We start from the raw sequence: 23,450 nt of genomic DNA, 5'->3' as shown, positions 1-23,450 counted from the left end.
TTAAGAGGTAAGGATGTCAAATTTGCTAAAAAAATATTTTGAAAATTTCAAAAGTTGTGTAGTTGCTTTGAGTGGCGGGAGAGATAGTGCAGCTGTGTTAAAATTAGCTGTTGAATATTTGGGTGAAGAAAATGTTGTTGCTGCAACATGTGTTAATCCAAATGTTTTTTTATATGAGATTAATAATGCTTTTAACATTGCTAAATTTTTTAATGTTTCTTGGATCCCTTTTTATGTGGACTTTTCAGAGGAGTTTTTGAATAATCCTAAGGATAAGTGTTACTATTGTAAAAAAGGGGTTTTAAATAAGTTAGTTGAGATAAAGGACTATATAGGTGCTGATGTAGTTTTTGATGGGACTAATGTTGATGATTTAGATGATTATCGGCCAGGATTAAAGGCTTTGGAAGAATTAAATGTAAAATCACCTTTATTAGAAAACTCTTTGGGTAAAAGTTTTGCAAAAAATGAAACGAAGATATTGGAAAATATAGCTGGAATTTATTTTACTGTGGAGTCCTGTGCTGCTACCAGGATTATGGAAGATAAAATTACTTTGGAAAAACTTAGGGTTGTTGAAAGAGTAGAAGATGAGCTTAGATTTAAATATCCCACTATTAGAGTTAGATTATATTCAAGTAAGATTGTAGTGGAATTTAAAAAAGCACCTATAGATTTTAGCTTTAATGATAAAGATTATGTAACTTCGGTGATTAAAAAATATTTGAAAGTTAATGAAATAAATTTTAATTTATAAATAATCACATTTAAAAAAAATGGAATTAAATATGGAAAGATTTTTATTAAAATTTATAGAACAAGCTGCTGATGCTATAATTGCTGTAGATAATAAAGGTGTTATTAAGTATTGGAATAAAGGTGCAGAAAGAATTTTTGGATATCTAAAGGATGAGGCTATAGATAAAAGTTTAGATTTAATAATTCCCACTAATTTAAGAGAAAGACACTGGGAGAGATTTTATGAGGTTATGGATTCAGGCGTGAGTAAGTATAGTGATTCTGATTTATTAAAGGTACCAGCCATTAACAAAAATGGTGATAAAATATTTATCGAATTTACAATAACTATCATAAAAGATAAAAATAATAAAATTCTTTACTGTTTTTCTATAATTAGAGATGTAACAGATAGAAAAATAAAGGGATAACATCTTTATTTATAAAAAAGATATAAGTCTTTTAAAAAGTGCTTGACAATTTGAAAAATAATTATATATTGACAGTTCGCTGACGCGGGGTAGAGCAGTTTGGTAGCTCGTCGGGCTCATAACCCGAAGGTCGTCGGTTCAAATCCGGCCCCCGCAACCAAGTAAACAATCCGGCACTTTGCCGGTTTTTTTATATGGCGGCATAGCTCAGCTGGTGAGAGCATGCGGCTCATATCCGCAGGGTCCGGGGTTCAAGTCCCTGTGCCGCCATTCTTTTTCTTCAAAAGTATCAGTTAGTTCTGTTTTGCTTCTTTCGCTTTCGGACACTTTTCGGACACTTCTAAAGTAAATAACGGCAATTAAAATGATTATAAATCATCTATAATTTCTTGCTATTTATATAATTTATTTACTTTTAACTACTTTTATTTAACCTTATTTACCCTCATTTTTACCATTCAAGTCCCTGTGCCGCCATTTTATATATCTATTTTCATTCAATTTAAAAATCATATTTCCGATTTTTAAAATTTCGTTTATAACATCTGTATGAAATCAAAAATCGGTTTAAATAACTTTTTTAAAATGAAATTGAAACTCCATACCAAACTTATCCTGTTTAATACTATTATAATTATGCTTGTTGCTTTATTATTAAGTGCTTATTCCACTAGCTTGATTGCAAAAATTGTTGAGAGATATATAGGGGAAAAAGCGTTAGCTGTTTCAAAAGTAGTATCAAAAAACCCTTATGTTATTGAAAAGGTTAAAAAAGAAGAAGGTGGGGGAGAACTGCAAAAGTATATAGAACAGTTAAGGAAAGATGTTGGCGCAGAATTTATTGTTATCGGAAATGAAAATGAAATAAGGCTAACACACCCTGATGAATGGAAAATTGGGAAAAAGATGGTTGGCGGAGATAGTTGGAGAGCCTTGAAATACGGAGAATCTTATATTTCTAAAGCTGTGGGCACATTGGGCCCTTCAATTAGAGGGAAAACACCAGTTTTTGATGAAAACAATAACATTATTGGTATAGTTTCAGTAGGTTTCTTAATCAAAGATATCAGGCAAATAATAAATAAATATGCAACAAGGATTAAATTGCTTGTAATAGAATTATTAATTATAAGTACTATCTTATCAGTAATACTTGCTAAAAATGTAAAAAAATCAATTTTTAATCTTGAACCTGTTGAAATTGCTTCTCTTTATAACGAAAAAAATACTATTTTGGAATCAGTTCACGAATCTATCTTTGCATTGGATAAAGATGGTTACTTTACAACCATAAATAAAAAGGGATCTGAAATATTGGGATTGCCAATAAAAAGTATAAGAGGGACTCATTATTCAAAATACTTTATCTGTAGTGAAATAGAAAAAGCTCTGAAAGCTGGTGAAAAATTCATTAATATCGATTTATTCATATATAATATCCCTTATTTGGCAAATATCATGCCTATAAAAATAAATGAAAAATTAAGTGGTTGTGTAATAACACTTAGAAGTAAAGATGAGTTTACTGTTCTTGCTAAGCAGCTATCTTATTTCCAAGAATATACAAATATGCTACGAGCTCAACACCATGAATTTTTAAACAAATTACATACATTAAATGGTTTTTTAAGTATTGGCGATTATGATACTGCTTTGAAATATATAAATGACGAAATAACAAATGATGTGAGTTTTTATAACAAGATAACAGGCACAACTTCTGATAAATATTTGATAGCACTATTGATAGGCAAATATAATTATGCCAATGAAAAAGGGATAATACTTGATATTGATGAAAACAGCTCTTTATTTAATATCCCAGAGCATATCAGTATTAACGATTTAATAATTATATTAGGTAATCTTATAGATAATGCTATTGAAGCATCACTAGAATCGAAAGAGAAAAAAGTTTTTATATCTTTTTATGATTATTCCAATGAACTAATATTTGAAGTTACAGATACAGGAAAAGGGATACCACAGGAAATTGAAAATCATATTTTCGAAAAAGGGGTTTCCAACAAACAGACAAAGGGTAGAGGTATAGGTTTGTATCAATCTTATCAACTTGCAAAAAAATATGGTGGTAGTATAAGCTATAAAAGATATAAAAATGAAACGGTTTTTACTGTTATTTTGCCAAAAGAGGTAAATAAATGATTACAACACTAATTATTGAAGATGATGAGCAGATTGCAAAACTACACTCTAAAATTTTGTCTAATTATGATTTAATTGAAATTAAAGCAATTGCTAATGATGTGGAAAGTGGGAAAGAATTTTGTGAAATAATCCAGCCTGATTTAATCTTACTTGATATTTATTTTCCAAATGGTGCTGAAGGTATAGAATTTTTAAAATGGTTGAGAAAAAATAATTTTTTGTCAGATGTAATTGTGATTACAGCTGCTAAAGAATACAACATTTTGCAAAGAACTCTTAAAAGGGGGATTTTTGATTACATCATCAAACCTGTAACTATCACAAGGTTCAAGGATTCGATAGAACGATATATAAAATTTTATGAAGATTTGAGAAAAAAACGAAAGATCGATCAGGCTGATATAGACTCTGTTATTTTAGGCAAAAAAAATAATAAGCTTTCTCCTGTCAATGACCTACCAAAAGGGATAGATCCCATTACACTTAACAAAGTAAAAGATACTATATCTAATCTCAATAAGCCTTATTTTACAGTGGAATTAATCAGTGAAATTTTAGAAGTAAGTAGAAATACTGCAAGGAGATATTTAGAATATCTCGTATCGATTGGTTTTTTAAATGTCGACCAAGATTACGGCACAAAAGGTAGACCAGAAAGGAAATATTTTTTTAACAATTAGGCCATTTACTTTATTTACTTTAATTCTTTTAATGTTCTTATTTCGCTAATCTTTACACATCCTACAATATAATTTAGTTTTAAAATATGAGATTGCATAAAATCCTAAATTTAGGTTTAAAGTTCATCGAACAAGGCTATTTTTTATGGAAACTTTTATATTATAAAAGTGTTATAAATTCAAGCACTATGTGTTTGGTAAAATAAGGAGGTAGTGATGTTCAAAAAACTTTTTAAGTCATTTTTAGCAGTTTTTGTGGTTTCTGTTCTCTTTTTGGGATTCTCTCCTCAAGTTAAAGCGTTTGAGCCTGAAAATCCAGAATGTATAGCACCTGCCAACCCAGGTGGTGGCTGGGATTTCATTTGTAGGACTACTTCGAAATACTTGTTCGAGCTTGGTCTTTTAAAACAGACAATGCGTGTTACCAATATGGCAGGTGGTGGCGGTGGTGTTGCTTTTGCTCATGTAACAAAAGAGCGTAACAATGATAACAATCTAATAGTTGCAGCGTCTACTAGTACCGTAGTTCGTCTTGCACAAGGTATTTACAAAGGTGCTGGGCTTGATTCAGTTCACTGGGTTGGAACTTTCGGGGCAGAATTCGGTGTTATTGCTGTAGGTAAAAAATCAAAATTTAAATCATTAAAAGAATTAATGGAAGCTGTTAAACAAAATCCAAGAAGTGTTGGTTTTGCTGGTGGTTCCTCAGTAGGTGGTTGGGATCACTTAAAGGTTATGCTTTTAGCAAGAGCTGCTGGGGTAAAAGATGTGAAAAAGTTAAAATATGTAGCTTTTGCTGGTGGTGGCGAAGCTGTAACATCTGTTCTTTCTGGCTCTGTTGAAGCATTTACAGGTGACTTGTCAGAAGTGAGAGGATTCATTGATTCAGGAGATATAAGAGTTTTAGCAGTGCTTGCTCCAAAAAGGTTAAAAATTTATCCTAACATCCCTACTGCTAAAGAGCAGGGTTATGATGTAATTGGTGCAAACTGGAGAGGTTATTATATGCCAAAAGGTGCATCGAAAGAAGCTAAAGAATACTGGACTAAGACACTTAAGAAAATGGCTGAAACTGAAGTTTTCCAAAAAGATGTTGAAGCAAAAGGGATGGAAATATTTATAAACTTTGGGAAAGATATGGATAAGTTTGTAAAAGAAAATTATGAAAATATTTACCACTTATCAAAAGAGATTGGATTAATCAGATAGACAATTCTTGTTGGGGCTGAAAAACAGCCCCTATATTTTTATTTCTAAGGAGTTTACTATGAGTGATAGAATTTTTGGATTAGTTGGCTTAGGCTTAGCAATTTTTTATTTATGGGCAGCATCAATAATACAAGAAAGTTTTATTACTGATGCAGTTGGGCCTAAAACTTTTCCTTATATTATAGGGGCTGTCCTTCTTTTATGCTCTTTATACATATTAATTAAACCAGATCCAGAGCCTGACTGGCCTGATTTTAAGATTTTTATCGAAATTGTCTTTGCCACTGCAGTCTTATTTTTATATGCATGGTGTTTACCTAAATTAGGATTTATAATTTCTACTTTTTTTGCAACAACATATCTTTCATGGAGACTTGGAACAAAACTTTTAGGTTCTATAATTACTGGTTTTTTAACATCAATAGGGATTTATGTGGCTTTTCATCTGATTCTGGGATTGTCTCTTGCAAAAGGGCCTTTTGGATTTTAGGAGGACATAAACAATGGATGTATTCGGATATTTATTGCATGGATTTTCTGTAGCATTAACATTAAACAATCTGTTTTTAGCTCTTGTAGGTGCCTTTTTAGGAACTCTTTTTGGAGCATTACCTGGGCTTGGCCCTGCTAATGGTGTGGCTATCTTAATACCTATAGCTTTTTCCCTTGGTCTTGGGCCTATTGGTTCTTTAATTTTATTAACAAGTGTTTACTATGGTGCTATGTATGGAGGAAGAATTAGCTCTATTTTATTAAATATCCCTGGTGATGAGCCTGCGATGATGACCTGTCTTGATGGATATCCAATGGCTCAAAAAGGTAAAGCAGGTGAAGCTTTATCACTTTCAGGGATAGCATCATTTTTAGGTGGTTTTATTTCTACCTGTGGTCTTGTTTTGGTTGCCCCACAACTTGTAAAAATAGCATTACTATTTGGCCCAGCTGAATATTTTGCATTATATGTTATGGCTTTTGCTACTCTTGGTGGAATTACTACAAAAAATCAAGCAAAATCACTGTTTGCATCAGCTTTTGGTTTAGCCATAGCAATGATAGGAAGTGACTCTCAAACAGGGGCAGAAAGATTTACTTTTGGTAATATTCATTTATATGATGGGATAGATTTTTTAATAGCTATTGTGGGGCTTTTTGCTATTAGTGAGGTTTTTGTTTTTATAGAGGCAAGTAAAAAAGATGGTTCTGTAAAAAAGGTTAAAGAAATTGGCAGAATTTTACCAAACTTTAAAATACTGGTTAAATCGGTTGGTACAGTAATAAGGTCGTCAATAATAGGTTTTATTGCAGGTGTCTTACCTGGTGCGGGTGCATCTCTTGGCTCTTTTTTGGCTTACACTGTTGAAAAAAATATTAGTGATCCAGCTGGTAAAAGTTTTGGTAAAGGTGATCCAAAAGGTGTAATTGCTCCTGAGGTTGGTAATAATGCTGCAGCAGGTGGGGCATTAGTGCCGATGTTATCGCTTGGAGTCCCAGGATCTGGTACTACTGCGGTTTTACTTGCAATTTTGTTGCAGTTAAATATTACTCCTGGCCCATTACTTTTTAAAAACAACCCTGATGTGGTTTGGGGTTTAATTGCTGCGTTGTTCATAGCAAACTTTATGCTTCTTGCGTTAAATATTCCACTTGTAGGACTATTTACTAGAGTATTAATGATACCTACAAAGATACTTATGCCTGTAATCGCTATGATTTCTATTATTGGGATTTACGGTTTATCTGGCTCTACATTCGATGTTATGTTGACAGTCGCTTTTGGTTTTTTGGGATGGGTCTTCAGAAAGCTTGAAGTGCCCTTAGTGCCAATTATTTTAGGGATATTGCTTGGTAATGAAATGGAAGTTAATTTAAGAAGAGCATTGCAAATATCTGATGGTGACTGGAGTATTTTATTTGGTTCACCATTATCGATAACTCTGTGGATTATTGCTATAGTAGGTTTATTGTTACCAGTGGTTGTTGGAAAACGTTTGAAAAAGAAAATGGTGATGAGATAATATGGTTAAATTAATTTTAATTATAGTTTTTGGTGTAATTGGTGGAATAATTTCTCAAAAGTTAGATATACCAGGTGGAGCCGTTGTGGGCTCCATGCTTTTTTCTGCGATTGCTGCTATTGTTTTAAAAAATGATTTTGTGATGCCAAAATATTTAAGTACTGCAATTCAAATTATTTTAGGGATATCATTAGGTTTTTCCTTTAATAGAAATATCTTAGAATTGGCTCCAAAGGTAATCTTAATTGGTGTTGTTAGTACTACAATTCTTTTAATTGTAGCAATCTGTCTTGCTCTTTTATTTAGCAAATTGAAAATTTTAGACTTTGGGACAGCGTTGTTTGGTTTTTCTCCAGGTGGGATGTCTGGAATGAGCATTTTAGCTCAAACGGAAGGGTTTAAAACACAGATTGTGGCTTTTTTACATACAATAAGAATATTTTTCCTCTTTTTAATCGTTCCCATTTTAGCAAGATTGATTAAATAGAACTTATCAAATACAATTATAGCTCTTGAATAAATTTTCTTATTATCTAATTTTACTGTTAGGGGTTTTTATGGTTAGAAGAAGGGATTTTTTAAAATTTGGGGCAACTGCAGCTATTTCGTTTACAATTCCAATTGAGAGTTTTGCTGATAAAAAATCAGAAGTTTTTGTTATGGAGTCTGAAAATCACAGAAAAGCAACCGAATCTATAATTGAGATGTTGGGAGGTATTAATCGCTTTATTAGCAAAGGGGATATTGTGGCTGTAAAGCCAAATATGGCTTGGGCAAGAGAGCCTGAATATGCAGCAAATACCAACCCAGCTGTGGTGGCTGAAGTTGTTCGATTGTGCTATAAAGCAGGTGCTAAAAGAGTTATTGTAACAGATAACCCTTGCAACAACCCAAGAAGTGTATTTAGTCTTTCTAAAATTCCAGAATATGCACACAAAGAAAATGCAAAAGTATTTGTACCTCAAAACAGACATTATAAAATAATGAATATCCAAGGTAAGTTTTTAAGGGAGTGGCCAGTACTGGAGGTCTTTAAAAAGGTTGATAAGGTTATAAATATCCCAGTTGCAAAAAATCATTCTTCGTCAATAGTAACGATTGGCATGAAAAACTGGATGGGAGCAATTGGCGGAAATAGAGGTTATCTCCATCAAAATCTACATCAGGCTATTTTTGATTTGGCAATGTTTTTTAGGCCTACACTTACAATTGTGGATTGTACTAGGATAATGTTAAAAGGTGGCCCATCTGGTGGGGACTTAAAATATGTTAAAAAATTAAATAGAGTTGTTGCTTCTCTTGATTTTGTTGCTGCTGATGCTGTTGCTTGTGAATACTTAGGTTATAATCCAAAAGATGTAGGTTATTTAAAACTGGCTAATGAATATAAAGTGGGTAACATTCATAAATCAGCAATTAATTTAATTTATGAAAAAATTTAGGCTGATATCGCAGATAGTTTTTTTCTTAATTTTTATTTTAATTTTTTTTAGAGCTATTATCGATTTGAATTATTATGGAGAGTCTTTTGATTTAAAAGGTGGTTTAAAATATATTTTTATTGTTGATCCATTAATAGCAATTACCACATTTATTGCGGCGCATAAATTTGAATTGATCTTTGGTATAAGTGCAATCTTTTTACTATTAACATTAATTTTTGGAAGGTTTTTTTGTGGATGGATATGCCCTTTTGGTTCAATACATCACTTTGTTAGTTATGTATCAGCGAAGTTTTTTAAAAGAAAATATGAGCATAAACTTACAAATTTATATAAATTAAAATATTATATTTTAATAGTTTTGATATTTTTTGCCTTTTTCAAGTTAAATTTTGCTGGTTATTTTGACCCTTTATCGATATTAGTTAAAGGGTTTGGAATATTTATATTACCTGTAATATCATTGATTTATAAATTGGAATTATTACCAGAAAATATTAAAGACATTCTGTTTTATAATATATTAGGGAGAGAAAATTTCTATTATTCACAATCTGTTTTAATAGGGAGTTTTTTTATTTTTCTAATAGGGCTTAATATTTATAAAAGTAGATTTTGGTGTGTATATTTATGCCCGCTTGGTGCATTATACGGTTTTTTAGCAAAGTATTCATTTTTTAAGATTAAAAGGTTAGAAAATTGTTCAAATTGTAAATTATGTAATGAAGAATGTTATGCTAATGCAATGCCAGGGGGAGATCTTTTTAAAAGTAGCGAGTGTATGTTGTTATTTGATTGTTTAGGAAAATGCTCAAACAATGCAATATCTTATAAATTAAAAACTACTGTTACTAATATTGATTTAACAAGGAGAGAAACAATTTTTACTTTAATTACAGCTACCGCTGGTATCAGTATTGCAAAGATATCAAATATCCCAATAGGAAGAAATCCTAACCTAATTAGACCCCCTGGTTCGAAGATAGAAGATGAATTTTTAAATCTCTGTATTAGATGTGGTGGATGTATGAAAGTATGCCCTGAAAATTTTTTGCAGCCAGCTTTTTTGGAAGCAGGTCTATTAGGTCTGTGGACACCTATTGGTAATGCAAATTTTGGTTATTGCGTTTTCAATTGTAACCTTTGTGGTTTGGTATGCCCCACTGGAGCAATTGAAAAATTGAGTATTGATGAGAAGAAAAAATTTGTAATAGGTACTGCATTTATAGATAAAAATAGATGTTTGCCTTATGCATATAATACTAATTGTATGGTGTGTGAAGAGCACTGTCCTACTAGTCCAAAGGCCATTTATTTTGAAGAAGAAATTTTAGAAGATAATAACAATAAAAAAATTTTGAAAAAACCTAAAGTAAACCCCAGATTATGCATTGGTTGTGGAATTTGCCAATACAAGTGTCCTGTAACAGATAAACCTGCTATTTACATCACTTCTATAAAAAAAGGGGGGTTGTTCTTTTAATATACAGTTAAAAAAAATTTGAATTGTTGTTCTACATACCTCAATTGATTCTCTAACATTTGCTATGACAAATTCTTCAATAATTACGATGAACAAGTGCAACGAAGTAATCTCAATGATAAGATTAGCTCCAAAATCATAGTTTATCGTGCAATACCTTATAATATCATCTTAGAAAAATTAAAAAAAAGTTGAGGATATTAAAATTTTGTGTAAAAGGTATTGCTAATAATTTATTTGTTTTTGGGAGTTTATTATGGCGCATATCAATTGGTTTGAAGTCTTATCAGGTCTTTTTGGTGGTTTGGGGCTTTTTTTAATGGGGATGAAGTTCATGTCAGAAGGGCTGCAAAAGACAGCAGGCAAAGGTTTAAGAAGTATTCTTGAAAAGCTGACTACTAACAGAATAGTAGGGGTTATCGTAGGATTAATTGTAACTTCTATTATTCAAAGTAGCTCAGCTACTACCGTTATGGTTGTTGGTTTCGTCAATGCTGGCTTGATGAACTTATCTCAGGCTCTTAGTGTGGTTTTAGGAGCAAACATTGGGACAACTATGACAGCCCAGCTGATAGCTTTTAAAGTGAGCAAATTAGCTTTGCCAGCTGTAGCAATTGGTGCTGCATTAAGATTATTTTCTAAAAACAAAAAGCGCCAATATATTGGAGAAGTGTTAATCGGCTTTGGTTTACTATTTATAGGTTTAAAAACAATGGAGCATGCCTTTGTCCCATTGAGGAAAAGTCAACAATTTACTGATATGTTTCTATATTTCTCTAAAAATCCATTAGCAGCTATTGTGGCAGGTGCTGCATTGACAATGATTGTGCAAAGTAGTTCTGCAATGATGGGGATAACCATTGCCCTTGCAACAACAGGTTTGATTGATTATTCAGCTGCAATTGCCTTTGTTTTAGGTGAAAATATAGGGACAACAATAACAGCAAACTTAGCAGCCATTGGTGCTAACAGCACAGCAAAAAGAGCTGCATTGGGTCATTTTTTGTTTAACTTTGTAGGTGTTTTTTATATGTTTTTTCTACTCAAAATTATGGGGCATTTTATCGATGTGATTACACCAGGGGATCCATTCTATGCTGATGCAAATGGTAATGTACCATATGTGGCAAGACATATAGCAAACTTTCACACTGCATTTAACGTAATAAATACAATGATATTTTTACCTATACTTGGTCTGTTAGGAAAATTATGCGAGAAAATAATAAAAGAAGATAAGAGGAAAACCCAATTTGTCTATATAGATGATCGCCTCATTGACACACCTGCACTTGCAATAGCTCAAGCTAAAAAAGAAGTGGAAAGGATGTCAAATATTGCACTATCAATGTTGAAAGATGCTAAGACAGCGTTTTTTAATAGAGATTTGAAGTTGATAGGCGATATATATGCCAGAGAAGATATTGTTGACCAGTTGGAAAAAGATATTACTGTCTTTGTTGTTCAGCTCTTTCAAAAACCTTTGAGTGAAGAAAACTCCAAAACAATAAACAATATTTTACATGTTTTACATGAAATAGAAAAAATTGCAGATCACGCTGAAAATATAGCTAAATTTACTGAGAGGATAATAGAAAAAGATATTCAGTTTTCACCACAAGCGATGAAAGAGATGGAAGAAATCTTTGATGTAGTCATAAAATTTGCTGAGAACATTTTGAAAATTTATAATAGTGAAGATTATGATCAAGTTGTTGATACTGAAGATGAAAATAGGATAGATGAACTAAGAAAAGAGTTTAAAAACAATCATATGAAGAGACTAAATGAAGGTGTCTGTAATGTGGATGCAGGTATAGTTTATGTGGATATATTAAACAATTTAGAAAAGGTGGGGGATCATACTTTTAATGTTGCTCAAATAATTAAAGAGTTTTCATGAAATAAATAAGGGGTAATTATGTCTGAGCTAATTGGAAGCTTGCCAGATAAAGCAAGAGATGTCTATGAAATAACAAAAGGGTTAATAAAAGGGGAAAATGGTAAGTGTATTTATGATAAATATAAAGATGTAATTTCAAAGATATCTGCTTTAGATGTAATAGTTGGGTTTGATTTAATTGTAAATGATGGTTTTGAAATGACCGATATTAAGATTGCAGTGAGTAAAGCGTTAAATCTTTTTTATAAAAGTTTAATTCAATATGATTTGCCTATTTATTCTGAAGATAACATTTTATACTATTTGGCTGAAGATAATGATAAGTTGTTAGAAAAAATTAATGAATTTAAAGAGATAGTTAAAAAAATAAGTAAAGAAGGGGGTATTAGTTCTGTAAAAAATGATTTATTAGATCATATTTTTAACTTGGAGAATTTTGATAAACACTACATAATTAAGGAAAATATTTTGTTCCCTCTTATAGAAAAAAGTTTTAAATATTATGGTTGCTTAAAAATTATGTGGTCTATTCATGATGATATTAGAAATTGCTTGAAAAACCTAAAAAAAGTTATTGAGTCATCCCATTTTGATATTAAAAGGTTTAATTCTTTAATTGGGAAATTGTTTTTTGATATGCATACACTTGTGTTTAGAGAAAAGTTTATACTCTTTCCTGTTTGTGCAAAGTTTATCGATGAGACTGAATTGCAAAGATGTTTAATTGAAGCATTGGAAATAGGGTTTCCACTGGCAAAAGCTGATATTGGTAAGGTGAATAATATCAAGCAAGACTTTAAGATGAAAAATTATAATAAAGATGGTGGATTGATTGATCTTGATACAGGCTTAGTTTCAGCTGAACAGATTAAATTAATTTTTAATAACTTACCAGTTGATATAACTTTTGTAGATGAAAATGATACTGTAAGGTATTTTTCTTCTCCTAAAGATCGCATTTTTGTAAGAACAAAAGCAATTATTGGGAGAAAGGTTCAAAACTGTCACCCTCATGAAAGTGTTCATATAGTTAATAAAATAATTGATGCCTTTAAGAAAGGGGAAAAAGATTTTGCAAGATTTTGGATACAGCTAAAAGATAAGTTTATCCTAATACAATATTTTGCAATTAGAGATAATAAAGGAAATTATAAAGGGCTGATAGAGGTTTCTCAAGATATAACAGATATTAGAAAGTTAGAAGGTGAGCAAAGGCTATTGGATTGGGAAAATAATGAATAAACATTGTTTGATTTCCTTGACGTTAAAAAGATAACATTTTATACTTTTATTAACTGGAGGTGATTTATGGGATTTAATTATTACGAGAAAGATGGGGTAATAGTTATAGATATTCCTCAAAGATTAGATGCTTCAAATTCTCAAGAGCTTAAAGATTTATTAGCAAAATATGTGTCAGATAAAAAATATAAGTATGTAATGAACTTATCTAATACAGAGTTTATTGATTCAAGTGGACTTGGGGCTATTGTATCAAAGATAGCTCATTGTAGGGCAAATGGTGGAGATGTAAAAATCGTGGTGACGAATGAAAGAATTAAAGAGATCTTCAATATAACTCATTTGGATAAAGTGCTAAAGGAATATAAAACAGTTGATGAAGCTTTAGGAAGTTTTTAGTAGAACTTTATGGCAAAGAGAAAATTTGATCCTTCCAAATTTCATCTTTTAGAAGCAGATTATAGTAAACCACTTTTAGAAATCCCTGTAGAGTTAAAAAAGAGGATTCTTAATAGGCTTGCGATATTATATGATTCATTTACAGCAAAAAAATGGTATCCCGAAGTAGAGCGGTTGATGAAAGTTTATTATGCCCACAAATCTGATGAGATGAAAGAGTGGGAAAAAGGGTTTAATCCGAAAGATCGCTTTACAGAAAAAGATGTTGTTCTTATAACTTATGGAGATATAATAAAAAATAGGTATAAAAAACCTATTAAAATACTTTCTAATTTTATAAAAAAATATTTAAAAGGGGTAATAAATACTATCCATCTTTTACCTTTTTTCCCTTATTCATCTGATAGAGGTTTTTCTGTTATTGATTTTGAACAGGTTGATCCCAGAATTGGTAGCTGGGAAGACATTATTAATCTAAAAAAAGATTTTAAGCTTATGTTTGATGGAGTTTTTAATCATGTATCTTCAAAAAGTAGATGGTTTCAGGAGTTCTTAAATGGAAATCCTGACTATCAGGACTATTTTATTGTGTTGTCAACAAAAGAGATGATTTCTGAAGATCATTTAAAACTGATATTGAGACCAAGGACGACTCCTCTTTTTACAGAATTTGATACCATAAATGGTAAAAAGTTAGTTTGGACTACTTTTAGCCCTGATCAGATTGACCTAAATTATAGAAACCCAAAGGTTTTGATAAAGATGCTGGAAATACTCCTTTATTATGTTAGGAGAGGGGCAGATATTATTAGGCTTGATGCAGTGACATATTTATGGGAGGAACTTGGTACAGAGTGTGCACATCTTAAACAAACACATGAAACTATAAAACTTTTTAGAGATATATTAAATTTTGTAGCTCCTCATGTTGCAATAATTACTGAAACAAATGTGCCTCATGAGCAAAATATCAAATATTTTGGTAATGGGTATGATGAGGCGCATATGGTATATAATTTTGCTTTACCCCCTCTTGTTCTTTATACTTACTATTCAAAAGATTCCACAAAGCTTACAAGATGGGCAAAATCTATAGAAAAGGTCTCTGATGAAGCGACATATTTTAACTTTTTAGATTCTCATGATGGCATTGGTTTATTGCCTACTAAAGGGATTTTGGATGAAAAAGATATAGAGATGATGGTTTTAAAGACATTAGAGCATGGTGGTTTTATTTCTTATAGGACTGATAATGATGGGAAAGAATCTCCCTATGAGTTAAATATTACATGGTATAGTGCATTAAATAATGAAAATGAGCCAGAGGATGAGATTATTAGGTTGAAAAGATTTGTTTCATCTAGGGTTATAGCCCTTTCATTTATGGGTGTGCCTGCTATTTACATCCATGGTTTACTTGCATCAAAAAATGATGCAGAAGCAGTTTTAAATGAAAAACAGACTAGAAGTATAAATAGAAAGGTTTTAAATGAAAAAAACTTATACAGTATTTTAAATGATGAAAATAGTTATAGTTATAAAGCACTAAAGATGTTAACCGATGTGATTTCAAAAAGGGTAAAAGAGAAAGCTTTTCATCCCAATGCAAAACAAATAATTTTGGACATAGATAAAAGTGTTTTTGCCCTTATTAGGGAATATAAAGACTCAAAAGTTTTAGTTATTGTGAATATCACTGATTCAAAAATTAAATTATCTGTGAATTTAAAACAGTATTTTGGGGAAAAATCAAAATTGAAAGATATAATTTCAGGTAAAGAATATTTCTATAGAGATGATTACTTGTTCATAACACTAAATCCTTATGATTTTTTATGGTTGAAAAATGCTGGTTAAATAGATGTTATGCTATATATTAAAATTCTGATTTGTTTATATTTAACTTATTGGTGTTTAAAAATAAAAAAGTGTTGATTTTTTTATTAACATGTGTCAATATTTTTTAGAACAGAATTAGTAGGGGGTATTTTTATGGGTAAATTTAATGATATGTTAAAGGAGTATGGTGTTAGTAGAAGGGATTTCCTTAAATACTGTACTGCATTATCTGGAACTTTAGCTTTATCACCAGCTTTTGCTCCAAAAATTGCTGAAGCTATTGAGAGTGATAACAGACCACCAGTTATTTGGTTAGAATTCCAGGATTGTGCAGGAGATTCAGAGTCTTTATTAAGAGCAAATAGGCCAACAGTTGCTGAACTTGTATTGGATTACTTATCTATTGATTATCATGAGACAATTATGGCTGCAGCTGGACATCAGGCTGAAGCTGCAAGAGACGAAACTGTAAAAAAGTATAAGGGTAAGTATATTTGTGTAGTTGAAGGTTCTATCCCTGTTGCTGATGATGGTGTTTATTGTTGTGTTGGTGGTAAGTCAGCTGTTGATATTTTAAAAGAGGTCGGTGGAAATGCTGCTTTTGTTATTGCAGTTGGTAGTTGTGCTACCTTTGGTGGTTTGCCTGCAGCATACCCTAATCCAACAGGTGCTAAGTCTGTAAAAGAGATTATACCAGAAAAAACAGTTATTAATTTACCTGGATGCCCAATGAATGTTGATAATTTAACTGCTACTATTGTACATTATTTACTTTTTGGTGCTCCACCAGCACTTGATAAGTTTTTAAGACCAAAATTCGCTTATGGTAAAAGGATTCATGATAACTGTGAAAGGAGAGCTCATTTTGATGCTGGTCAGTATGTTGAAGAGTGGGGTGATGAAGGGCATCGTCAAGGATGGTGTTTATACAAGATGGGTTGTAAAGGTCCTGAAACATTTCATAACTGTCCAACAGTCAGATGGAATGAAGGCACAAGCTGGCCTGTAATGGCAGGGCATGGTTGTGTTGGATGTAGTGAACCAGGTTTTTGGGATACTATGACTCCAATTTACAAAAGATTACCAAATGTTCCTGGTTTTGGTGTTGAAGCTACAGCTACAAAAATTGGAACAACTATTGTGGGGATATCAGCTGTAGTGTTTGGCGTTCACGGTATAGTTACAGCAATAAGAAACCGTGGACTTGTTAAAAAAGTAGAAAATGAATTTGAAGATAAAGAATAATATAAAGTGGGGTGTAAGCTATGGCAAATAGAATAGTAGTTGATCCAATTACTAGGATAGAAGGGCATTTAAGAATAGAGGCTAAAGTAGAAAATGGAAAAATTGTAGATGCCTGGTCTAGCTCTACTATGTTTAGAGGTGTAGAAAAAATCCTGCAGGGTAGAGATCCTAGAGATGCTTGGTATTTTACTCAAAGATTTTGTGGTGTTTGTACAACAGTTCATTCTATTGCTTCAATTAGAGCTGTAGAAAATGCTTTAGGGATAAAAGTTCCATTCAATGCTGAGATGATAAGAAATATCATCATTGGTATTCAAAATGTTCAGGACCATGTAATACATTTTTATCATTTACATGCATTGGATTGGGTTGATATTGTCTCAGCACTCAAAGCTGATCCAAAGAAAACAGCTGCTTTACAGCAGAGTATATCTGATTGGAAATATTCTAGTGAAGATTATTTTAGAACTGTGCAGAATAAAGTTGCTGCGTTTGCTAAAACAGGAAGGCTTGGGCCATTTGGAAATGCTTACTGGGGACACCCAGCTTACAAGTTGCCACCAGAAGCAAATTTAATGGCAGTTGCTCACTATCTTGAAGCATTACACTTACAAAAAGAGATTATCAAAATACATGCTATTTTAGGTTCTAAGAACCCACATCCACAAACTTTCCTTGTTGGTGGTATGTCTATACCTGTTGATCCAAACAGTCAAAATGCTTTAAATGCTGATAGAATTGCTCAAATAAAAGAATTTGTTAATATGGCAAAAGAATTTGTAGAAAAGGTTTATATACCAGATCTTTTGGCTGTAGCACAATTTTATCCTGAGTGGGCGTCTATTGGTGCTGGAGTTAAAAACTTCTTATCTTATGGTGAGTATCCAGAAGATCAATCTGGTTATCCAAATGGCTTATGGATCCCTTCAGGTATAGTGTTAAATGCAGATATTAGTAAGGTTTTAGATGTTGATCAGAAAAAGATTACTGAGTATGTAACTCATTCCTGGTATGAGTATACAGGTGGGGATGATAAAGGTAAACACCCATTTGATGGTGAGTCCAATTGGAAATATACAGGTCCAAAACCACCTTATGACTACTTAGATGTGGATAATAAATACTCATGGGTTAAAGCTCCAAGATATGATGATAAACCGATGGAAGTTGGTCCTTTAGCAAGAATGGTTGTAGGTTATGCAAAAGGGCATAAAGAGATCAAAGATGCTGTTGACTGGGCATTGAAAAAGCTTGGTGCTGGTCCAGAAGTACTATTTTCTACTTTGGGTAGAACAGCGGCAAGAGGTATAGAAACACTTATTACAGTTAACAGATTGTATAAGTGGATTGATATGCTTGTTGCTAATATCAAGTCTGGTGATTTATCTATACATAATGGTGAAAAATGGGATCCAGAAACTTGGCCATCAAAAGCAGCTGGTTATGGCTGGCATGAAGCTCCAAGGGGTTCTTTAGGGCATTGGATTGTGATTGAGAATAAACAGATAAAAAATTATCAGGCTATAGTTCCATCCACTTGGAATGCTGGCCCAAGAGATGCAAAAGGGCAAAGAGGCCCATACGAAGAATCACTAATTGGGACACCTATTGCTGATCCAGAAAAACCAATTGAAATATTAAGAACAATTCACTCTTTTGACCCATGTCTTGCATGTGCAGTGCATGTATATGATGAAAAAGGGAAACTTCGTTCTAAAGTGAAGGTATTATAGGGGGCCACTATGGCTAATGTAAATGCAAAATGTCCAGTTAGAAGATATGTTTATGTTTGGGAAGCTCCTGTTAGAATCAGCCACTGGCTAAATGTTTTTTCGATAATAATATTATCTTTTACAGGTTTGTATATCCACTATCCATTTATTTCTGCTTCCTCAAGGTATGGTGTTTATGTAATGGGAACAATCAGGTATATCCATTATCTTGTTGGGATGATATTTGCTTTTAGTGTTATTTTAAGATTATTCTGGTTGTTTGTAGGAAATAGGTATTCAAGCTGGAGATCTTTTGCTAATCCTCTTAAGAAAGAGGATAGGAAAATATTTTTTTCCTACATTAAATACTACACATTTTTAGAGAAAGATCCTCCACATACACTGGGGCATAACCCAGTGGCACTTCTTGCTTATATTGTTCTTTTTAATCTTTTTATTTTACAGATAATTACTGGATTTGCATTGTGGGCTCAAGCTGATCCTAACTCAACCCTCTACTCACTTACATCATGGGTATTTTCCATTGCAAGTAACCAGTGGGTTAGATTTTTCCATTATTTGGTTATGTATCTAATAGCTGGGTTTGTAATTAATCACTTGTACTCAGCAGTCATTTTTGACTTTAAAACTCAATCTGGAGAAATCAGTTCTATCTTTTCAGGTTGGAAGCCTGAAAGAAATCATTAATAAAAGCCGCCATCAGGCGGCTATTTTTTTGAGGGTGTGATGAAGATATTAGTTTTAGGTTTAGGGAATCTTTTAATGAACGATGATGCTGCAGGATTAGAAATTATTTATAGATTACAGAAACAATATGATTTAAATAAATACCCATTTTTGCACTTTATGGATGGTGGCACATTGGGGCTTGATATTGTTCCTCATCTTTCTGATGTTACTCATCTCATTATTGTCGATGCTGTGGATCTGGACTTAAAACCAGGAACTGTTGTAAAAATTGAAGGTGATGATATACATGCTGTATTTGAAAGTAAATTGTCCCCTCATCAGATGGGTCTAAAGGATATATTAACTGCTGCAGAGCTAGTTGATATGAAACCAGAATATGTCGTAATGTATGGGATACAAATTAAAGATATCAATATGGATCAACAGTTTTCTAAAGAAGTATTAGATGGTTTAAATAAACTTGAAGAGGCAGTAAAATCTGAGATTGAAGGGCTTATTTCTAAACTTAAAGATGGAAATCATAAAGTCCCTTAAAAGAGCTATTTAATTTTTGTTGGAATAGATATTAACACCTTAGAGGACTAAAAGTTTCACAAATAAAGTATAAATAATTTTGTAAAATACAAAACTAATATATAGATGTTCTTATAATTTTTTTTAATCATTTGCTACAATGAAAGCACCTGGATATTTGTATTTTAACTTTTTGAGAGCTCTCTCAGCCTTTTCAAGTGAGTGATACCCTGTAAGTTGTACTCGATAAAATGTTTTACCCTTTAGATAAACTTTTACAATTTTAGAGTTATAATATAGATCAGCTAATCTTTTAGCATTTTTATACATTGTAAAGGAACCTATTTGAATGGCAAAGTTTCCATTATTTATATCGTATTTTTTCCCTTTAAATCTGTAAAAATCAGGGTTTTCTGAAAGAAGAGTTATTTTTACTTTTGCAAGCCCTTTTTCAACGATACCAATCTTTTTAGCTGCTGCATAAGAAAGATCGATTATTCTACCGCTAACAAAAGGTCCTCTATCATTGATTTTTACTATAACCTCTTTTCCGTTTTCTAAATTTTTGACATGAACATAACTACCAAGTGGGAGTAGTTTGTGAGCAGCTGTTAATGCGTACATATTAAATCTTTCTCCACTTGCTGTCAATTTTCCATGCTCTTCACTTCCATACCATGAGGCTATTCCAACTTGTTGAAAACTTTTTATTTTTGTATATGGATAATATTTTTTCCCGTGAATAACATAAGGTCTTCCATAAGTGATACCTTTTGATTCCTTTATAACTGGGGAGTGTTTGCTGGTACAGCTAAAAATTAGCAGTGTTAGTACTAAACAAATAAAGATCGATGATTTCCTTAACACTTTTAACCCCTTCATCTATAGAATTATAAGATACTTTATAATCGACTTTTTTGGGAAATGACTTTTTGTATAATGGATCGTAGTAGTTTTTTAGTAGTAAGTTTACAAAATCATAAAAATGTTTTTTTTCAAAGTAATTAAAAAGTAACTCTACATTTTTGGTGCCTAAATATTTTTTTATATGATTTAAAGCTGTTAAAACAGATGATTTATCAGTGTAAGGTAAATAGGTTTTTAAAGTATAGTTTACTCTAAACTCAAATGAGGGTTCCATCAGAATTGAAATACCATTTTTAAAAAGTTTGAATAAGCTATCTGGAATTGTGACTTTTCCTATTTTTTTACTCTCCCCTTCAGTTATTAAATAATTTGGGAATTTGTTCTTATAAAATGAGTACCATAGTTTTGATTCAAACTTTTTTTGAGTGATATTTTCAAATTCTGGCTCGCCAATAAAACCAAAGCTTGAACCTTTATGACAAGCGCAATTTTCAATATTTAAAACTGGATAGTTAATATTTTCCAACTCTTGTAAAATTTTAGTTTTAGCACTACCTGTGGGGCCATAAAGTATTATCAAAATCGGTTTATAGTTATTAGCTAATCTCTCATTAAAAAAATTGAAGACATGTTTTCTAAAAACTTTATAACCACCTGTTAATTTGTTTACATTTAAGCCAGCTAATTTTGCAAGGGCAGCCATTGTTTCACTTCGATCACCACCTCGCCAGCAATAAATAATTGTTTCTTTTCCATTTTCGATTGCTTTTTTGATTTTTCGAATAATATCAGGTAATTTTGGACTTACTAAATCAACAGCTTTGAGTTTTGCCTCTGATGATCCTTTTTGTTTATAAATAGTTCCAACTATACTTCGCTCCTCATCATTTAGTAAAGGGATATTAATGGAAGTAGGTATATGATCTTCTTTAAATTCTATGGGAGCTCTTGCATCAATAAGATTAAAGCTTGAAATCCCTTTATTTAGTATATAGTCTAATTCAACCCTTTTTATAAATAACATCAGTAACTTATTTTCTTAAGAATGTCCAAAAATTGTTTTACAGAATTTCGTAGAGTTTTTTTCTTGTTATGCACTAAGTAAATATCCTTTTCAACTACCAAGTCAACTATAGGGACTCCAATTACTTCATCTCCACAAATTTCATTTTTTAAAGCATATTCGCTCATGAAACCAATACCTAATTTTCTCTTAACACTATGTAATACTGCATGAGAAGTACTTACTGTAGCTACTACTTTTAAGGTGTCAAAGTCATAGCCCTTTTGTTTTAATGCATATTCCACAGCTGCTCGTGTACCTGAACCTAACTCTCTGACGATAAATTTTTCATGTAAAATTTCTTCTAAGAAGATACTATCTCTCGTATAAAAAGGGTGATCTTTATAAACAGCCAAGATAATCTTATCCTTCAAAAAATGAGTGTAATCGAGCCCTTTTTTGGGTATCTTTCTTGATACAATAGCAAAATCTAAAATACCATCAGAAACCCTTTGAATTATTGATTGAGAATTACCAGCATCTATGTTGAAGTAAGTTTTTGGATGTTTCTCTTGAAACTCTTTGATAGCTTTAGGTAAAATAAACTCTGAAAGTATCGTGCTGGAACCAATCCTAATCTGACCACTAATGTCATGTAAAAACTCCTTGATTGCTTCATAAGCTCTTTCTCTCAAATCTAACATATCAACAGTATAGGGGTAAAATAGGTTGCCAGCCTCAGTTAAGATGACCTCTTTAGATAGTCTTTCAAAAAGTTTAACTCCAAGTTCTTCTTCTAAAGTATTTATGTGGGTTGAAACTGTTGGTTGACTCAATAACAGTTTCTCAGCGGCTTTTGAAAAGCTTTTATATTTTGCAACATAGACAAATGCTTCTATCTGTTTGAAATCCATATTTAACCTCACTTTTTTGTTATACTAATTATAGTATAGAAAAAATCAATAAGTAAAGAAAAAATATAGTGCTTGATTTTGAGCTAACAATGTTTTATTATTTTTTAAATTTATAAACATGCTGTATAATAGGAGCTTATTGAATGGAAATAATAAGGCTTATAGAAGATAATATCGGATATATTCTGTTTGATTTAGACCCTTATTTAAATACAGAGAATTTAAAGAGGATATATGAAGTTTTAAACGAATATGAAAATGACCCAAATATTGATTTGATTGTACTAAAAAGTAGGCTAAAGCAGTTTTGTTCTGGCTATAATCTTGATGAATTAATCAATTTTAATGAGGCTGACTCAAAAATATACTCTTTTTTGGGGCAGAGGTTAATTAAAAGGATAAGAGATATAAAAAAGATAGTTATTTCTATGGTTGATGGGGATGCTTTAGGAGGTGGCTTTGAGTTGGCTTTAGCCTCGGATATTATTTTTGCTACAAAAAGGAGTAGATTTGGTTTTCCTGAAACAAATTATGGGATTATTTCAGGTTTTGGTGGTACACAATTAATGAGTAGAAGAATTTATGAAACATTTACTAAATACTTGGTTTTTACGGGTGAATTAGTAGATGCATCTGTTTTATACGAAAAAGGGTTTATTGCTAAGATATTTGAAAATATAGCTGAGATGGAAAGATTTTTAAATGAGCTTAAAGATAAAATTAAAGAACGCAGTATATTTGCAATAGGTCTTGCTAAAGAAGTTATTAATAATGGTGTTGAGATTGATTTAGATAAGGCTTTACTATTAGAGCAAAATGCTTTTACAGTGGCGTTTGCAAGTAAAGATAAAAAAGAGGGGATGACAGCCTTTTTAGAAAAAAGAAAACCGATATTTAAAGATAGATGGGAAGAGTTTAAAAAGTTATAGGGAGGA

The 23,450-nt window shown here is 31.8% G+C and carries 22 protein-coding genes and 2 tRNA genes; 21 read left to right on the top strand and 3 right to left on the bottom strand.

All coding sequences use genetic code 11. The features are described from left to right. Positions 1-13 precede the first annotated feature (13 nt). From larE to OWM07_RS04020, 20 genes are all read left to right on the top strand, one after another. Positions 14-757, top strand: coding sequence for an ATP-dependent sacrificial sulfur transferase LarE (gene larE / locus OWM07_RS04115; protein ID WP_423302402.1), 744 nt, complete (start codon positions 14-16; stop codon positions 755-757). 31 nt (positions 758-788) lie between these two features. Further along, positions 789-1,169, top strand: coding sequence for a PAS domain-containing protein (locus tag OWM07_RS04110; RefSeq protein ID WP_423302401.1), 381 nt, complete (start codon positions 789-791; stop codon positions 1,167-1,169). A gap of 83 nt (positions 1,170-1,252) precedes the next feature. Next, a tRNA-Met gene (locus OWM07_RS04105) sits at positions 1,253-1,329 on the top strand. Between the two features lie 36 nt (positions 1,330-1,365). Beyond that, positions 1,366-1,439 (top strand) — tRNA-Met (locus OWM07_RS04100). 279 nt (positions 1,440-1,718) lie between these two features. Further along, positions 1,719-3,335 carry an ATP-binding protein gene (locus tag OWM07_RS04095; protein ID WP_423302400.1) on the top strand — a complete coding sequence of 539 codons (1,617 nt, stop codon included), beginning with the start codon at positions 1,719-1,721 and terminating at the stop codon, positions 3,333-3,335. After that, the gene (locus OWM07_RS04090) at positions 3,332-4,018 is read left to right on the top strand and encodes a response regulator (protein ID WP_423302399.1); all 687 of its coding nucleotides are present in this window, start codon (positions 3,332-3,334) and stop codon (positions 4,016-4,018) included. Before OWM07_RS04095 ends, OWM07_RS04090 begins: the two co-directional genes overlap by 4 nt. Before the next feature lie 216 nt (positions 4,019-4,234). Continuing rightward, positions 4,235-5,227 carry a Bug family tripartite tricarboxylate transporter substrate binding protein gene (locus OWM07_RS04085; protein ID WP_423302398.1) on the top strand — a complete coding sequence of 331 codons (993 nt, stop codon included), beginning with the start codon at positions 4,235-4,237 and terminating at the stop codon, positions 5,225-5,227. A gap of 58 nt (positions 5,228-5,285) precedes the next feature. After that, positions 5,286-5,717 (top strand): tripartite tricarboxylate transporter TctB family protein, encoded by a 432-nt coding sequence (locus OWM07_RS04080; protein WP_423302397.1) that lies wholly within the window; start codon positions 5,286-5,288, stop codon positions 5,715-5,717. Positions 5,718-5,730: 13 nt separating this feature from the next. After that, complete coding sequence (locus OWM07_RS04075; protein WP_423302396.1) at positions 5,731-7,242, top strand: tripartite tricarboxylate transporter permease; 1,512 nt, start codon at positions 5,731-5,733, stop codon at positions 7,240-7,242. A 1-nt stretch (position 7,243) separates the two neighbouring features. Then, positions 7,244-7,729 (top strand): AbrB family transcriptional regulator, encoded by a 486-nt coding sequence (locus OWM07_RS04070; protein WP_423302395.1) that lies wholly within the window; start codon positions 7,244-7,246, stop codon positions 7,727-7,729. Positions 7,730-7,799: 70 nt separating this feature from the next. Next, on the top strand, positions 7,800-8,684 hold the full coding sequence (locus OWM07_RS04065; RefSeq protein ID WP_423302394.1) for a DUF362 domain-containing protein: 885 nt from the start codon (positions 7,800-7,802) through the stop codon (positions 8,682-8,684). Next, a complete protein-coding gene (locus OWM07_RS04060; RefSeq protein WP_423302393.1) occupies positions 8,671-10,167 on the top strand; it encodes a 4Fe-4S binding protein in 1,497 nt (498 codons plus the stop codon). The genes OWM07_RS04065 and OWM07_RS04060 overlap by 14 nt, the downstream gene beginning before the upstream one ends. 256 nt (positions 10,168-10,423) lie before the next feature. Next, positions 10,424-12,070: a Na/Pi cotransporter family protein gene (locus OWM07_RS04055; protein ID WP_423302392.1), complete on the top strand. Its 1,647-nt coding sequence runs from the start codon at positions 10,424-10,426 to the stop codon at positions 12,068-12,070. An 18-nt stretch (positions 12,071-12,088) separates the two neighbouring features. After that, a complete protein-coding gene (locus OWM07_RS04050) occupies positions 12,089-13,312 on the top strand; it encodes a DUF438 domain-containing protein (protein WP_423302391.1) in 1,224 nt (407 codons plus the stop codon). 66 nt (positions 13,313-13,378) lie between these two features. Continuing rightward, the gene (locus OWM07_RS04045) at positions 13,379-13,711 is read left to right on the top strand and encodes an STAS domain-containing protein (protein ID WP_423302390.1); all 333 of its coding nucleotides are present in this window, start codon (positions 13,379-13,381) and stop codon (positions 13,709-13,711) included. A gap of 9 nt (positions 13,712-13,720) precedes the next feature. Continuing rightward, positions 13,721-15,568 (top strand): alpha-amylase family glycosyl hydrolase, encoded by a 1,848-nt coding sequence (locus OWM07_RS04040; protein WP_423302389.1) that lies wholly within the window; start codon positions 13,721-13,723, stop codon positions 15,566-15,568. 135 nt (positions 15,569-15,703) lie between these two features. After that, complete coding sequence (locus OWM07_RS04035) at positions 15,704-16,795, top strand: hydrogenase small subunit (protein WP_423302388.1); 1,092 nt, start codon at positions 15,704-15,706, stop codon at positions 16,793-16,795. A gap of 20 nt (positions 16,796-16,815) precedes the next feature. Then, positions 16,816-18,528 carry a nickel-dependent hydrogenase large subunit gene (locus tag OWM07_RS04030; RefSeq protein ID WP_423302387.1) on the top strand — a complete coding sequence of 571 codons (1,713 nt, stop codon included), beginning with the start codon at positions 16,816-16,818 and terminating at the stop codon, positions 18,526-18,528. A gap of 9 nt (positions 18,529-18,537) precedes the next feature. After that, entirely contained in the window at positions 18,538-19,215 is a 678-nt protein-coding gene (gene cybH, locus OWM07_RS04025; RefSeq protein WP_423302386.1) for a Ni/Fe-hydrogenase, b-type cytochrome subunit, read from the top strand. Positions 19,216-19,254: 39 nt separating this feature from the next. Beyond that, entirely contained in the window at positions 19,255-19,752 is a 498-nt protein-coding gene (locus OWM07_RS04020) for a hydrogenase maturation protease (RefSeq protein ID WP_423302385.1), read from the top strand. A gap of 123 nt (positions 19,753-19,875) precedes the next feature. Here the strand turns inward: OWM07_RS04020 and OWM07_RS04015 are convergent, their stop codons facing one another. Genes OWM07_RS04015 through OWM07_RS04005 form a run of 3 tightly spaced genes read right to left on the bottom strand, consistent with a single transcriptional unit; the run spans position 19,876 to position 22,515 of the window. Continuing rightward, on the bottom strand, positions 19,876-20,598 hold the full coding sequence (locus OWM07_RS04015) for a septal ring lytic transglycosylase RlpA family protein (protein WP_423302384.1): 723 nt from the start codon (positions 20,596-20,598) through the stop codon (positions 19,876-19,878). Beyond that, positions 20,543-21,622 (bottom strand): tRNA 2-selenouridine(34) synthase MnmH, encoded by a 1,080-nt coding sequence (gene mnmH / locus OWM07_RS04010; protein ID WP_423302383.1) that lies wholly within the window; start codon positions 21,620-21,622, stop codon positions 20,543-20,545. The genes OWM07_RS04015 and mnmH overlap by 56 nt, the downstream gene beginning before the upstream one ends. Next, positions 21,622-22,515: a selenium metabolism-associated LysR family transcriptional regulator gene (locus OWM07_RS04005; RefSeq protein ID WP_423302382.1), complete on the bottom strand. Its 894-nt coding sequence runs from the start codon at positions 22,513-22,515 to the stop codon at positions 21,622-21,624. Before OWM07_RS04005 ends, mnmH begins: the two co-directional genes overlap by 1 nt. 143 nt (positions 22,516-22,658) lie before the next feature. Between OWM07_RS04005 and OWM07_RS04000 the strand changes: the two genes are divergently transcribed. Next, on the top strand, positions 22,659-23,444 hold the full coding sequence (locus tag OWM07_RS04000) for an enoyl-CoA hydratase/isomerase family protein (protein ID WP_423302381.1): 786 nt from the start codon (positions 22,659-22,661) through the stop codon (positions 23,442-23,444). Positions 23,445-23,450 lie beyond the last annotated feature (6 nt).

The organism is Deferribacter thermophilus (assembly GCF_049472675.1).
Lineage (GTDB): Bacteria > Chrysiogenota > Deferribacteres > Deferribacterales > Deferribacteraceae > Deferribacter > Deferribacter thermophilus.
The sequence above is the reverse complement of the archived record's forward strand: the minus strand, read 5'-3'. Positions and strand labels throughout refer to the sequence as shown.